Annotated in this window: 15 protein-coding genes and 1 tRNA gene; 6 read left to right on the forward strand and 10 right to left on the reverse strand. The window is 63.2% G+C overall.

All coding sequences use genetic code 11. The features are described from left to right. Positions 1–5: 5 nt before the first annotated feature. From fabF to DDZ17_RS01365, 6 genes are all read right to left on the reverse strand, one after another. Entirely contained in the window at positions 6–1,247 is a 1,242-nt protein-coding gene (gene fabF, locus DDZ17_RS01340; RefSeq protein WP_116364161.1) for a beta-ketoacyl-ACP synthase II, read from the reverse strand. A gap of 102 nt (positions 1,248–1,349) precedes the next feature. Further along, positions 1,350–1,586, reverse strand: coding sequence for an acyl carrier protein (acpP, locus tag DDZ17_RS01345; protein WP_116364162.1), 237 nt, complete (start codon positions 1,584–1,586; stop codon positions 1,350–1,352). Between the two features lie 167 nt (positions 1,587–1,753). Next, complete coding sequence (gene fabG / locus DDZ17_RS01350; RefSeq protein WP_116364163.1) at positions 1,754–2,494, reverse strand: 3-oxoacyl-ACP reductase FabG; 741 nt, start codon at positions 2,492–2,494, stop codon at positions 1,754–1,756. Between the two features lie 61 nt (positions 2,495–2,555). Beyond that, positions 2,556–3,512 (reverse strand): ACP S-malonyltransferase, encoded by a 957-nt coding sequence (gene fabD, locus DDZ17_RS01355; protein WP_116364164.1) that lies wholly within the window; start codon positions 3,510–3,512, stop codon positions 2,556–2,558. A gap of 230 nt (positions 3,513–3,742) precedes the next feature. Further along, a complete protein-coding gene (gene rpmF / locus DDZ17_RS01360; RefSeq protein ID WP_116364165.1) occupies positions 3,743–3,925 on the reverse strand; it encodes a 50S ribosomal protein L32 in 183 nt (60 codons plus the stop codon). Positions 3,926–3,934: 9 nt separating this feature from the next. Further along, a complete protein-coding gene (locus DDZ17_RS01365; RefSeq protein WP_116364166.1) occupies positions 3,935–4,468 on the reverse strand; it encodes a YceD family protein in 534 nt (177 codons plus the stop codon). A 104-nt stretch (positions 4,469–4,572) separates the two neighbouring features. Between DDZ17_RS01365 and DDZ17_RS01370 the strand changes: the two genes are divergently transcribed. After that, a complete protein-coding gene (locus DDZ17_RS01370) occupies positions 4,573–5,181 on the forward strand; it encodes a Maf family protein (RefSeq protein WP_116364167.1) in 609 nt (202 codons plus the stop codon). Here the strand turns inward: DDZ17_RS01370 and DDZ17_RS01375 are convergent. Beyond that, positions 5,127–5,783 carry an HAD family hydrolase gene (locus DDZ17_RS01375; protein WP_116364168.1) on the reverse strand — a complete coding sequence of 219 codons (657 nt, stop codon included), beginning with the start codon at positions 5,781–5,783 and terminating at the stop codon, positions 5,127–5,129. The genes DDZ17_RS01370 and DDZ17_RS01375 overlap by 55 nt on opposite strands. Next, positions 5,783–6,745 carry a 23S rRNA pseudouridine(955/2504/2580) synthase RluC gene (gene rluC, locus DDZ17_RS01380; RefSeq protein WP_116364169.1) on the reverse strand — a complete coding sequence of 321 codons (963 nt, stop codon included), beginning with the start codon at positions 6,743–6,745 and terminating at the stop codon, positions 5,783–5,785. The genes DDZ17_RS01375 and rluC overlap by 1 nt, the downstream gene beginning before the upstream one ends. 563 nt (positions 6,746–7,308) lie before the next feature. On the opposite strand from rluC, the gene rne reads away from it, so the two are divergent. Together rne and DDZ17_RS01390 are read left to right on the forward strand one after the other, a co-directional pair. Continuing rightward, on the forward strand, positions 7,309–10,242 hold the full coding sequence (rne, locus tag DDZ17_RS01385) for a ribonuclease E (RefSeq protein WP_116364170.1): 2,934 nt from the start codon (positions 7,309–7,311) through the stop codon (positions 10,240–10,242). A gap of 115 nt (positions 10,243–10,357) precedes the next feature. Then, a tRNA-Ser gene (locus tag DDZ17_RS01390) sits at positions 10,358–10,445 on the forward strand. A 55-nt stretch (positions 10,446–10,500) separates the two neighbouring features. On the opposite strand, the gene DDZ17_RS01395 is transcribed toward DDZ17_RS01390, so the two are convergent. Beyond that, positions 10,501–11,292 carry an esterase/lipase family protein gene (locus DDZ17_RS01395; RefSeq protein WP_206613402.1) on the reverse strand — a complete coding sequence of 264 codons (792 nt, stop codon included), beginning with the start codon at positions 11,290–11,292 and terminating at the stop codon, positions 10,501–10,503. Between the two features lie 27 nt (positions 11,293–11,319). Continuing rightward, positions 11,320–12,255, reverse strand: coding sequence for a M14 family metallopeptidase (locus DDZ17_RS01400; protein WP_116364171.1), 936 nt, complete (start codon positions 12,253–12,255; stop codon positions 11,320–11,322). Positions 12,256–12,468: 213 nt separating this feature from the next. Between DDZ17_RS01400 and DDZ17_RS01405 the strand changes: the two genes are divergently transcribed. From DDZ17_RS01405 to tusC, 3 genes are all read left to right on the forward strand, one after another. After that, on the forward strand, positions 12,469–13,155 hold the full coding sequence (locus tag DDZ17_RS01405) for a Bax inhibitor-1/YccA family protein (protein ID WP_116364172.1): 687 nt from the start codon (positions 12,469–12,471) through the stop codon (positions 13,153–13,155). Between the two features lie 69 nt (positions 13,156–13,224). After that, positions 13,225–13,617, forward strand: a complete 393-nt coding sequence (gene tusD / locus DDZ17_RS01410) for a sulfurtransferase complex subunit TusD (protein ID WP_116364173.1) — start codon at positions 13,225–13,227, stop codon at positions 13,615–13,617. Further along, entirely contained in the window at positions 13,617–13,985 is a 369-nt protein-coding gene (gene tusC / locus DDZ17_RS01415; RefSeq protein ID WP_116364174.1) for a sulfurtransferase complex subunit TusC, read from the forward strand. The genes tusD and tusC overlap by 1 nt, the downstream gene beginning before the upstream one ends.

Raw genomic sequence — 13,985 nt, forward strand, 5'->3', positions numbered from 1 at the left:
CAGCGTCAGTCGAGGCGACGGAAAATCAGCGAACCGTTGGTGCCACCGAAGCCGAAGGAGTTGGACAGCACGTTGCGGATTTCCCGCTGCTGGGCGGTGTGGGGTACATAGTTGAGGTCGCAACCCTCCTCCGGGTTGTCGAGGTTGATGGTGGGCGGCGCCACCTGGTCGCGAATGGCGAGCACGGAGAATATGGCCTCTACCGCGCCGGCGGCGCCCAGCAGGTGGCCAATCATGGATTTGGTGGAGCTCACCGCAACGCCTTCGGCAGCACTGCCCATGACGCTTTTGACCGCACGGGTTTCCGCTACGTCGCCGGCGTTGGTGGAGGTGCCGTGGGCATTGATGTAGTGCAATTCGCTGACGTCCAGCTGCGCATCATTAATTGCATTGCGCATGGAGGCGGCGGCTCCGCGGCCGTCTTCCGGCGGCGATGTCATGTGATAGGCATCGCCGCTCATGCCGAAGCCGGTAATCTCTGCATAAATGTTGGCGCCACGGGCTTTGGCGGCCTCGTATTCTTCCAGCATCATCACGCCGGCGCCGTCGCCGAGCACAAAGCCGTCGCGGTCCCGGTCCCAGGGGCGCGAGGCTGCCGCCGGGTTATCGTTGCGGGTGGACAGCGCACGCGCCGCGGCAAAACCACCAAGGCCGACCGGCGTGGTCGCCATTTCCGCCCCGCCTACCAGCATGGCATCGGCATCACCCGCTGCGATCAGCCGCGCGCCCAGGCCAATGTTATGGGTGCCGCTGGTGCAGGCGGTCACCATGGCGAGGTTGGGGCCCTGCAGGTTGTATTTTACCGAGAGGTTGCCGGCAATCATGTTGATGATGGAACCCGGCACAAAGAAGGGGGAAATTTTTCGTGGCCCGGCGGTGCGCACCACTTCGGTGTTCTTTTCTATCTGGCCGATACCACCAATGCCGGAGCCAATGGCACACCCGACGCGGGGGGCGTTGGCATCGGTCACTTCCAGGCCGGCATCTTCAAAGGCCTGAATGCCTGCGGCCATGCCGTACTGGACAAAAACGTCCATTTTGCGGGCGTCTTTGGCCGGCATGTAGGGCTCGGCATCAAAGTTTTTTACGCTGGCACTGAACTGGGTGCTGTAGGCGGACACATCGAAGTTTCCGATGGGTGCGGCGCCGCTTTTGCCGGCGAGGATGTTCTCCCAGGTCTGCGCCACGGTGAGACCCACCGGGCTGACCATGCCAAGACCGGTAACAACCACTCTTCTGCCTTTCACAGCGTAAACTCCTTAAACCGCGGGAAATTTGGGGGAAACCAGAAAGAGAAAAAGCCGTTCTATGTTAAATAGAAACGGCTTTTCGGTACAGTGAGAAAGAAATCAGGCGAGATTATCGTTGATATAATCGATCGCCAGTTTCACTGTGGTAATTTTCTCGGCTTCTTCGTCCGGAATTTCGGTTTCGAATTCCTCTTCCAGCGCCATAACCAGTTCAACGGTATCGAGGGAGTCAGCGCCCAGGTCCTCAACAAAGGAGGCCTCGGTCTGTACTTCTTCTTCTTTCACGCCAAGTTGCTCTGCTACGATCTTCTTAACGCGTTCTTCAATGCTGCTCATGATATCGGGTCACTCCTGAGTTTAGTGCTGAATCAAACCATCGAACCGGCCTGAAGCGGAGATTTTACTCTGTTTTTCCAGCCGGTAAGAAGTTTTTTTTGACGCACGGCGCGGTTGCGCCGAATGCATCAATAGCCGCGTGGCCAATTGTACAAAGGTTGTCTGGCTCATGCCATATACATGCCGCCGTTGATGTGCAGCGTCTCGCCGGTAATGTACCCCGCCACGTCCGAGCACAAAAAGCCAACCAGCGCTGCAATCTCCTCGGGCTCACCGAGGCGACCCAGGGGGATTTGGCCAAGCATCAGCGCGCGCTGCTCGTCGGACAGTTCGCGCGTCATATCGGTATCGATAAAGCCCGGCGCCACGCTGTTCACCGTCACCGAGCGCGAACCGAGCTCGCGCGCCAGCGCACGCGAAAAGCCCTCGGCGCCGGCCTTGGTGGCAGCGTAGTTGCTCTGCCCCATATTGCCCATGGAACCCACCACGGAGGTGATATTCACAATGCGCCCCCAGCGCGCCTTGGTCATGCCCCGCAGGCAGGCCTTGCTAACGCGATAGAGTGCGTTGAGATTGGTATTGATCACATCGCTCCACTCATCCGCCTTCATGCGCATGAGGATGTTGTCGCGCGTAATACCGGCGTTGTTTACCAGCACCAGCGGCGCCCCGAAGCGCTCACTGACTGCCTTGAGCACGGCCTCGACGCTGTCATCGCTGCCCACATCCAGAGCCATGCCGCAGCCCGCGTTGCCCACTGCCTGCAAATAGCTGGTGATCGCCTCGGCGCCGGATTCACTGGTTGCGGTACCGACAACCGTAAACCCATCGGCCGCCAGTTTTTCTGCAATGGCACGGCCAATGCCGCGGCTGGCGCCGGTCACCAGCGCCACTTTCTGTTCAGACATGTTTAACTCCCCTGTTTAAATCTATTTGCACTGCGTTGGGCTGAGCAGCCAACACGGCCCATCAAGCACCGCCGCTCAATGCGGTCAATGTCGCCTGCAGGCCCTCCGGCTCTTCCAGCGAGTGGCTGGCCAGCGATTTGTCGATGCGACGATTCAGGCCGCTGAGCACTTTCCCGGGGCCGCATTCCACCACGTCGCTGACTCCGCGCTCCGCAATCGCCTGCATGCAGCCCGTCCACTGCACCGGGCTGTAGATCTGCCGCACCAGCAATTCGCGAATGCGCTCCGGGTCCGCTTCGGCCTGACAGTGCACATTGTGAATGACCGGTATTGCCGGACTGTGAATGGCCAGCTCAGCCATGGCCTCGGCCAGGCGCTCGCCGGCGGGCTTCATCAATACCGTATGGAAAGGCGCGCTCACCGGCAGTGGCATGGCCCGCTTGGCACCCGCCTCCTTGAGTGCCGCAATAGCGGCGTCGACGGTGGCGGTGTGGCCGGCAATCACCACCTGGCCCGGCGAGTTGAAGTTGACCGGAGCGACAACGCCCGGGCCCTGGCCGGCCACCTCGGCGCAGATATCCACAATCACCTCATCGTCGACACCAATGATTGCCGCCATGGCGCCCTCGCCCACCGGCACGGCCGTCTGCATGAATTCGCCGCGCTGGCGTACCAGGCGCACCGCATCGGCAAAGTCCAAAGCCCCGGCACACACCAGCGCACTGAATTCGCCCAGGCTGTGGCCGGCCATCACCACAGGCGCTTCACCGCCCTGCTCCTGCCAGGCTCGCCACAGGGCGACGCTGCACGTCAGCAGCACGGGCTGGGTAGTGGCGGTAAGGTTCAGGGCATCCTGTTCGCCATGCTGGATCAGATCCCACATGTCGTAACCCAGCGCCTCGGAGGCGGCGTTGAAGGTATCGCGCACGGCCCCATACTCGGCATGTGCGGCGGCCAGCATGCCCACTTTCTGGGAGCCCTGGCCAGGAAATACAAAGGCAGTGTGTGCGAGTGCCATGAAATCAGTCCTTAACGGTAGCTTTGCCCCAAGCCCAGGCAGGCGGCGCGCAGCACGGCAGCGCACGCAATTGCCAGGGCAATAGCGGGCAGTCGGAATATCGAAAAAGAGAATGTTGACAGCGCTTGCTGCGCCGGAGGGGAGGAAGGGCGGGGGCCTGAGCCCCCGCGGGTCTGGCAAACGGCGGGAACTGCCGTTCGGCGCAAACCGGGTCGTCCTGAACGGCTGACTTAGTCGTCGGCGCCGGTGTCGACGACTTTCTTGCCACGGTAGAAACCATCGGCGCTCACGTGGTGGCGACGGTGGGTTTCACCGGAGGTCTGGTCCACGCTCAGGGTGGAACCGTTGAGGGAATCGTGCGAACGACGCATGCCGCGACGCGAACGGGTTTTCTTGTTCTGCTGAACAGCCATGACTTACTCCTAGTGTTTCTCGCCGGGCTTCAATTGCGCCAGCACTTCAAACGGGTTGGGCTTTTCCTCGCGCTGCTCCTGCTTGGGCTCGGAGGCGGCCAGACCCACCAATTCTTCATTACAATCTGCCTGCTCGTGATAGCTGTAGGGCGGCAGGCTGAGTATCAGCTCGTCCTCCACCAGGTCACGCAGCACGCAGGCCTCCTCCGTCAGAATCAGCGGGTCCAGGTGCTTGGGAAGGTGCCTGGCCTGTTCGTCGCTCCACACCGCCGCCAGGGTATTACTGGCCTGCAGGGTGGTCGGCATCGGTTCCAGGCAGCGCTGGCAGGTAACGGAGACATCGGCTTCAATATCCACGGTCACCAGGTAGCGGCCTTCTTCGTCCCGGTTGAACGCCAAATGCGCCTGAATGACACCATCGTCCGAGGCCAGAAGGCCACGGAAACGCTGTAATTCAAGCGGTTTTAGCGCCCCACTGATGCTCACGCCGCGCACGGCTGCCTTACGGACATCCAGCGTCGTCGGGAGGGGGTCGGTCAACATAGGCGCGCATCATAGGGGCGGAATAGGCCCTTGTCAAAAAAATCTTTAAAATACAGGAGCTTCGCGAATTTATTCACAATCTGCCCCGGCCACGGACATTTAGCATGAACCTGATTCTCGCCTCTACCTCACGCTACCGCCAGCGATTGCTGGAGCGACTGCAGCTGCCTTTTACCTGCGTTGCCCCCCACACCGACGAGGGCCACCTGCCCGGAGAGGCCCCGGCCCCGCTGGCGGCCCGCCTGGCCCACGCCAAGGCAGCCGCCGTTGCCAGTTTGCACCCCGACGCCCTGGTGATCGGCAGCGACCAGGTCGCTTCCCTGGACGGCGCCCTGCTCGGCAAGCCGGGCAGCCATCGGCAGGCCACTGCCCAACTGGAGGCCTGCAGCGGCAAAACCCTGCACTTTTATACCGCAGTGAGCCTGCTGGGCCCCGGCATCGACAAAACCCACACCGAGCCCTTTACCGTGGATTTTCGCCCGCTGACCCGGCAGGAGATAGAAAGCTACCTGAAAAAAGACACCCCCTACGACTGCGCCGGCAACTTCAAGTGGGAGAGCCTTGGCATCGCCCTGTTCGAGCGCCTGCACGGCAATGACCCCACCAGCCTGGAGGGGCTGCCGCTCATTGCCCTCTGCCGCCTGCTGGCGGAAAGCGGTCACCCGGTGCTGGCCAGCGCCCCCTCCAGCAAGGGCAGCAAGGCCGAGAGCTGATCCACCACTGCCAGCGGCTCGTGCCGCTGCAGGCGCTCGGGGCTGTGCACCCCGAAACTGACCCCAATGGAGGCCATGCCGGCATTGCGCGCCATGGCGAGGTCGTATTCGCTGTCGCCCACCATCACCGCCTGGCCGGCAGTGCGGCCGCGCTCTTCGAGAATCTGGTGCAACATCATCGGGTCGGGCTTGGAGGCGGTCTCATCGGCGCACCGTGTGGCATCAAAAAAGTCACTCATACCGGCACCCGCCAGCACCCGATCCAGCCCGCGCCGGCTTTTGCCCGTGGCCACCGCGAGTTCAAAGCCTGCGCCGCGCAGGTCATCCAGCAATTCCCGCGCACCGGCAAACAGCGGCACCGGGCCGCTGGTCGCCGCCACATACTGGCGGGAATAGGCCTGCGCCAGGGCGAGCTGTTCGTCCGGTACACTGGCGGGGAACAGCTGGCCAATCGCCTGCGGCAGCCCAAGGCCAACGATATTGCGCACCGCTGCGGCCTCTGGCGCTGCCACGCTGAGCTCCTCGGCTGCCGCGCGCATGGCGAATACAATGCCGTCAACGGAATCGCAAAGCGTTCCGTCCCAATCAAATATCACTATCATTACAATGGCTTGCGAAGAACTTCCAAAGTTGATTCTAAATCTGGATCGAGGGGGGCCTGCACCTCAACGCGCCCCTGGCCAGGCAGCGTAAACCGCAGCGAGCGGGCGTGCAGGAACAGGCGCTTGAGCCCCAGGTCCGCGGTCAGCGCCTCGCTTTTGGGGTCGCTGTATTTCGGATCTCCCAGCAGGGGATAGCCGGCGTGCTGGGCGTGTACGCGAATCTGGTGGGTGCGCCCGGTCACTGGCTTGGCCTCCACCAGGGTGGCGCGGGTAAAGCGCTCTTGCGCGCTGAATTCGGTCACCGAGCGCTTACCCTCTTTGGCGACCCGCACCATGCGCTCGCCGGACTGCACCACGTTTTTCTCCAGCGGCGCCTCCACCATCGACAATCGCCGAGGCCACTTGCCCGACACCAGCGCCAGGTAGCGCTTGTCCACCTTGTCGGTGCGCAGCAGTTTGTGCAGTTCGCGCAGCACCGCGGGCTTGCGCGCCACCATCACCAGGCCGGAGGTATCCCGGTCCAGCCGGTGCACCAGCTCCAGCCGGCGCTCCTGGGGGCGCATCTGCCGCAGGCACTCGATCAGACCGTAGTTAAGCCCCGAACCACCGTGCACCGCCAGCCCGGAGGGCTTGTTGATGATCAGCAGGCCATCGTCTTCGTAAACGATGCGCCTGGCGACTTCTTCTGTCCAATAGCCCGGCACCGGCGCGGGAGCGCCCTCCTCTGCCGTGCGCACAGGTGGAACCCGCAGTACGTCTCCAGCCTGCAGGCGATACTCCGCCTTTACCCTTCCTTTATTAACGCGGAACTCGCCCTTGCGCAGCCCCCGGTAAATACGGGTTTTGGGCACCCCCTTGAGAATGCGCAGCAGGAAGTTGTCCAGGCGCTGCCCGGCGTCATCCGCATCGATGGTCAAAAGTTGCACACCCGGGGTGGCAGGGAGATGTTGCGAAGAGGCCATAATCAGGAAACTGTTGATAATTGAAGCACTTAGTCTTTACTGCTATAGTCGCCCCGGTGTGGCCGCCCTTGTCGTAACAAAAACCGGCACCGGCGCAGCAACATTGCCTGGCGAAGGTAGGGCCTGCCGATGAAATTGCACGGCTCCGCCAGTGAAAACCACACTTCTGTATCGGTTGTCGACGCGCCCCCGATGTGCGGCAAAGTAATTGCCCTGGAGTGCAGCGCGACGACACAACATCAACCGCGCAGTTCGTCTGCCGGGATGCAGAATCAGTTTACGGAATATCACGGCGTGGTCGCAGGATTCAGGTGCTGCGACACTAACAAAAAGGCCACCAAAGCGCTACCCGCGCACGGCCCGAAGACGCTAACCGGAAGCGCGCAAGCGCGCATCCCGGGACAATGATACTGGATCACCTGAACGTATTGCGCAGAGCCACCGGACGGGCGCGCAGCAACAACTACAGCCCGCCCCCACTGGCCCTCCATATGCCCGGCCCCGCGCCGGCCCGCCACTGATAGCTGCCCCGCCAGGCCTGTGCGAAACAGGTAATTGGCACTATGAAAAAAATGCTCATCAACGCAACTCAGCCAGAAGAGTTGCGCGTTGCACTGGTCGACGGTCAACGTCTCTACGATCTGGATATCGAAAACCGCACCCGCCTGCAAAAAAAATCCAACGTCTACAAAGGTAAAATCACCCGGGTTGAACCCAGCCTCGAGGCCGCCTTCGTCGACTTTGGCGCCGAGCGCCACGGCTTTCTGCCCCTGAAGGAAATCGCCCGCGAATACTTCTACCGCGACCCGGGCTCCGTCGAGGGCCGCATGAAGATCAAGGACGTGGTGAAAGAAGGCACCGAGATCATCGTCCAGGTCGACAAGGAAGAACGCGGCAACAAGGGCGCGGCCCTCACCACCTTCATCAGCCTGGCCGGGCGCTACATTGTGCTGATGCCGAACAACCCCCGCGCCGGCGGCATTTCACGCCGTATCGAAGGCGACGACCGCAGCCAGCTGCGCGACGCCCTGAACACCCTGGAAATCCCCAACGGCATGGGCGTGATCACCCGAACCGCGGCCGTGGGCCGCACCGGCGAAGAGCTGCAGTGGGACCTGAACTACCTGTTGCAACTGTGGCAGTCCATCAGCGAGGCCAGCACCACCGCCAAGGCCCCGGTGCTGCTGTACCAGGAGAGCAACGTCATCATCCGCGCCATCCGCGACTACCTGCGCGACGATGTGGACCAGGTGCTGATTGACTCCAACGAAGCGCATCAGCAGGCGACCGACTTCGTCAGCATGGTGATGCCCCAGTTCAAGAGCCGCATCAAGCGCTACGAAGATTCCATCCCCCTGTTCAACCGCTTCCAGGTTGAAAGCCAGATTGAAACCGCCTTCCAGCGCGAAGTGCGCCTGCCCTCCGGCGGCTCCATCGTTATCGACCCTACCGAGGCGCTGGTATCCATCGACATCAACTCCGCCCGCGCCACCAAGGGCAGCGACATCGAAGACACCGCCCTGCAGACCAACCTGGAAGCCGCCGACGAAATCGCCCGTCAACTGCGCCTGCGCGACATGGGTGGCCTGGTGGTAATCGACTTTATCGACATGCTGGCGGCCCGCAACCAGCGCGCGGTGGAAAACCGCATGCGCGATGCCCTGGCCATCGACCGGGCACGGGTACAGGTGGGTCGTATTTCCCGATTTGGCCTGCTGGAAATGTCCCGCCAGCGACTGCGCCCCTCGCTGGGCGAAACCAGCGCCATTGTGTGTCCGCGCTGTACCGGCCAGGGCACCATTCGCGACACCAAGTCGCTGGCCCTGTCCATCCTGCGCCTGCTGGAAGAAGAGGCCATCAAGGATCGCAGTGCCGAAATCCGCGGCATTGTGCCGGTGGATGTGGCCGCCTACCTGCTGAATGAGAAGCGCCAGGCCCTGTCTGAAATCGAGCAGGTATCCCGTACGCGCATTCTGGTTATCCCCAACCCGAACCTGGAAACGCCCCACTTTGAAGTGCAGCGCCTGCGCGATGATGAAGTGGATGCCGATGCGGTCAGCTACAAGATCGACATCACCGTACCGGAAACCGAATCCATTTCCGACAGCCAGAGTTCCGCCCTGCCCCAGCAGGAAGCTCTGGTAAAAGGCGTGCAGCGCACCACCCCGGCCCCCGAGGCCCGCGAAAAGCCCGCCGAGGAAAAACCCAAGGCCGAGAAGACCGAGAAAAAGCACGGCAAGCCCAAGGGCGGCAAACCATCCCACAAAGGCAAGAAGAAGCCCGTCAAAAAAGGCTTTTTTGCCCGCCTGGCTGCCGCCCTGTTCGGCGCCGAGGAAGAGCCTGCCAAGAAGCACAAATCCGACAAACCCAAGACTAAGACCGAGGGCGAGAAACAACGCAGCAGCCAGCGTGACGACGAAGGTCGCGGCAAGTCGCAGAACAACCGCAACCGCAATCGTCGCCGCGGCGGCCGCGGACGTAACCGCAATGGCAGCGAAGGCCGCGAGCAGCAGAGCCAGCAGCCGCAATCCCTGCGCGATGGCGACACCGACAGCGAAACCCTGCGTGACGAACAGCCCCGCCGCCCGCGCCGGGACGACGACAACCGCAATCGCAACCAGCGCCGTCGTCGCCCGGAGCAGGACGATGCCAATCTGTCCCAAGCGGTTGAAGCCGAAGTGGAAGACGACACCAGCGACGACATCGGTGGCGACAAACCGCGCAAGCGCCCCAACGACAAACGCGGCGAGCCGCGCCGCCGCCGTCGCAACCGCGGCCCGCGCCCGGAAGAGGTAGAGAGCAGCCAAGATTCGGCTGCTACACCTGAGGCCGGCACCGCCGACAATGTCGATACCGCTGATACTACAAAAGCAGCGCCCCGCCCCGCCGCGCCAGTCGCAGCGGTGACCAGCGCCGACACTAACGCCAGCCTCAGCGCCGACGCGCCTGAAGACAGCGCACAAGCACCGGCCACCGCCAGCGCCGCACCGGAACCGGCCAAGCCCTTGGAGCAGCCCGCCCCGGCAGAGCCCGCAGCCGCCCCGCCGGCACCGAGTGCGTCTGGCGATGCTGTCGAAACACCGCAAGCGGCCCCTGCCGAGGCAGTGGCAGCGCCCGTAGCCGCCAGCGAGCCGCCGGTGGCCGCAGAAGCTGACGTTAAAACCGAAGCTGAAACTGTAGAGCAAGCAGCCCCGTCCGCACCTGTCAGCAAAGCGCCTGCCGCTGCCGAAGCGGTTGCCACCGAACCTGCAGCGCCTGTCACCAGCGGCCTGACCGATGGTGGCCGCGCCGTGAACGACCCTCGCGAAGCGCCACAACCGGTAGCGGATGTGGAAATCCGCACCGGCCACCCGGTGCTGTTCAGCGACGTGGTCGCCCCGGCCGTGGTGCCCAGTGGCCGTATTGCACCCCGGGCCAGCAACGACCCCCGCGGTCCGCTGGCCGGCGCTGCCAGCAACGACACGGCAACCTACGCTGAAGCGGCAAGTCAGGGATAAAACCCCTGTTTTCAGGGCACAAGAGCCGCTTCAGCTCTTGTGCCCAGCAAGCAGCACTGTATAATCTCGCCTTCTTCGCGACAGGCAAGATTTGCGGAGCAACATACGGTTTTTCGGTGGGCTGGCTGAGTGGTCGAAAGCGGCGGTCTTGAAAACCGTTGAGGGGTGACCCTCCCGGGGTTCGAATCCCTGGCCCACCGCCATCTAGAAAGGGGCTCCCTATCCGGGAGCCCCTTTTTTATCTGTAGTGCCCCCGCCCTACTCGATAGCAAACCGCCCGTACCGCAAAAAGTGCATTACCTGCGCCTGTACGCCGGCGTTCCACATCATGAAGGTGTGGGATGCGGGCATGGCGATAAAATCCGTCATGCCCGCCACGCGGGTTTCGCTCACGGCAACGGTGCCGTCGCTAGGTAGCGGCGGCGCGCCGGGCAGCGGCAGGCGCCAGCGCAGGGTGCCGGCAATCACGCCAAGTTCGAATTGCACCGGCCCCAGATGCCGGGGCACGGATGCGATACCGGTGCCCAGTTGCTCAATGGCCGGCGGCGCCAGCCAGTGCAACCAGCTGAAGGAATACACGTAGTCCGCCAGGGTGCTCCCCTGATTGGGCGGCCCCAGCATCACCACGCGCCCGAGTTCGGCGATGACGTGTTGCTGCAGGTACTGGCGCACCAGAATGCCGCCCAGTGAGTGGGTGACTATGTGGATGCGAGGGGCGCTGTTGTGGCGCGCTGTGTCGTTGCCGCGCGCTATGCCACTGCCCGGCGATCTGCTGCGACAGCCTGCCAGCCCGGCTTCCAGGGCTATGTCGGCCACCTGTTCGATGGGATAAAACAGGGAGGGATAGCTGATGTTCTCTACCCGGTAGCCGGCCCGCTGTAAGGCCCAGGACATATCCAGCATGGACAGGCCTGTTCGCCCCAGGCCGTGCAGCAATACCACGCAATCGGCTGATGCAGGCGCCGGTTCCGCGGCCGCGGGCGGCACCAGCAGCAGCGCGAAGCAGCCGGCGAGCAGGCGCCACCACTGGCAATCAAGGCGCAGGCGCATCACTTGCGTATCGACCCCGCCCGCCGGTTATGCGCGCCCTGCAAGCAGGTAGTCCAGGGCGGAGCAAATGGCCGTTACCTGTGCCAGGTTGCAGTTGGCGTCGTCAACCCGGGCGCTGTCGGGGTAGACCTCGGTGGTGGTGACAAAGCGCGCATCGGTGATGCCGGCGCACAGCCCCAGTTTGCGCACCGGGTAGTTGATGACGCCGTGTTGCTCCAGGCGCTCGCCAATAATGCCGCCATCGCTGTCTGGCGGTGCAATGTGGGTGACCTCCTCCACCGCTTTGACAACGGCGGCCTGGAAGGCTGGCTGGGGGTTCTCGGTGTCTCCCACCAGGTAAAAGCCGTCGGGGATGTGCTCCCACAGGTCGATGCTCTCGCCGTCGCGGGCGGCCAGGGCCGGGCGAAATTCGCTGGCGTCGGTGTCGGTGGTCTCGTGCAGGTCGATATGCAGGTCGAAGTCGATGCCAAGCTGTTCCAGCAGCGCCAGCACCGCCGCGGATTCTTCCGCCGGGCTGTCGCTGTAAAAGGACCGGTTGGGGTCAACCGCCAAGGGGTTCCAGCGATTGATCGTCTCAAAGGCCCAGGGGCTGATGCAGGGCAGCACCAGCAGGTTGACCCGCCCCTGATAGGCACTGGCCGGCCCCTGCAGGAAGTCGATCGCCCCCTGGATGCCACTGGTTTCGTAGCCGTGCACTCCGCCGGTCACCAGGGCGCAGGGCAAATTGCCCTGCCAGTTGGCGCTGCGAAAGGCCAGCAGGGGGTAGCGCGCCTCATCGTAGCTCAAGGCGCCATATTGCAGGCGCTCAAAGCCCTGCGGGGTGGTATCAATGGCATCAAGGCGGCTCAGCACCGCTTCGGCGTAGCTGCGCTTGATGCCTTGACGGGCGCGCCATTGGGCCCGCTCGTCCGCCGTCCAGGGCTGGCCTGGGTTGCCGATGGGATAGGGCTGTGCTTGACTCATGAAAACCTCCTGCGAGTATGACGGGACGGCGCGGCCGGTGGGCGCGGGGCAGTATAGCGTTGCTGGCGCCGAACGCCATTGGGGCCCGGTTCAAAGGGCCTGTGAGCAACCGGGCCAACCGCCAAGAGTTTGCTTGAATTTGGAATTCCCGGCCTTATTATTGGTCAAAGTAGCTAACGCAGTAACCGTGCTGCGCGCACAATGGAGTAGACAATGCAAAACAAGCCGATGTACCAGAGTGAGTACAACCTGAACACGACGGGTATGGAGTCCCTCGTCAGCACCAACAAGGTGCTGAAGAACACCTACCTGTTGCTGGGCCTGACCCTGGCGTTCAGCGCACTGACTGCCGGCATTTCCATGGCCATGGGCCTGCCCCACGGGGCGGCGCTGGTGCTGATGCTGGTGGGTTTTGGCCTGCTTTTTGTCGTCAATAAAATGGCCGATACCAGCAAGGGTCTGTGGGCCATCTTCGCCTTCACCGGCGTGATGGGCGCCTCGCTCGGCCCGCTGCTGAACGCCTATGCCGCCATGCCCGGTGGCCCGGCGCTGGTCATGCAGGCCCTGGGGGGCACCGCCATTGTTTTCTTTGGCCTGTCTGCCTACGCCCTGACCACCCGCAAGGACTTCTCCTTCATGGGCGGCTTCCTGATGGTGGGCCTGATCGTGGCGGTTGTGGCAATGATCGCCAACATCTTCCTGGCCATCCCGGCACTCGCGCTGACCATTAACGCCGCGGTGATCATGATCATGTCTGGCCTGATCCTGTTCGATACCAGCCGTATCATCCACGGCGGTGAGACCAACTACATCCGCGCCACCGTGGGGCTGTACCTGAACATCTACAACCTCTTCGTGCACCTGTTGAGCCTGCTCACTGCGCTGGGTGGCGATGACTAAGCAGCAGCCCTGGCCGCACAAACCCCGGTGGCATCCACCGGGGTTTTTTGTTTATAGACTGCCCAACCAATGAACTACGCACTCCTCGTCCTGGCCCCACCCGGCAGTGCCAGCCGCGCCGCCCTCGGGTTTGCCCGCGCCGCCTGCGCCAGGGGCCATCACCTCCAGCGCGTATTCTTCCTCGATCGCGGGGTAGAGAACGGCCTGGGTACGGCCGTTGCCCCCCAGGGGGAGCGGGACCTTCCGGCCCAGTGGGCCGAACTTGCCAGCGAGCAGGGCGTGGAATTGGTGCTGTGCGTAAGCTCCGCCATTCGCCGCGGCCTGCTGGATGCCACCGAGGCCAAGCGCCATGAAAAGGCGGCGCCCACTATTGCCCCCGGTTTTACCATCGGCGGGCTGGGCCTGCTGGTGGAGGCCAGCGCCGATTGCGAGCGCCTGCTGACCTTTGGCGAGGGCCGCTGATGAGCACTCCGACGCCCCGCCTGCTGCTGGTTACCCGCAGCGCGCCCTACGGCGCGTCCCTGGCGCGCTCGGCGCTGGATACCGCCCTTGCCGCCGCGGCCTTTGACAGGGCCCCGGGGCTGCTGTTTCTCGGGGAAGGTGTGTTGCAACTGCTGCCAGCCCAGGATGCCGCCGCCAGCCAAACGCGCAACCACGGCAAGGTGCTGGATTCCCTGCCCCTGTACGATGTGAGCCAACTGTACGTGGACGCCACAGCCCTCACACACTACGGCCTGCAGGCCATGGCCCTGCCCGCAGCGGCCCAGCTGGTGGATGCCGCCGCCATCCGCGCACTGCTGGAAGGCTGTGAACAGATACTGAGCTTTTGA

This window comes from Parahaliea mediterranea, assembly GCF_003402235.1.
GTDB lineage: Bacteria > Pseudomonadota > Gammaproteobacteria > Pseudomonadales > Halieaceae > Parahaliea > Parahaliea mediterranea.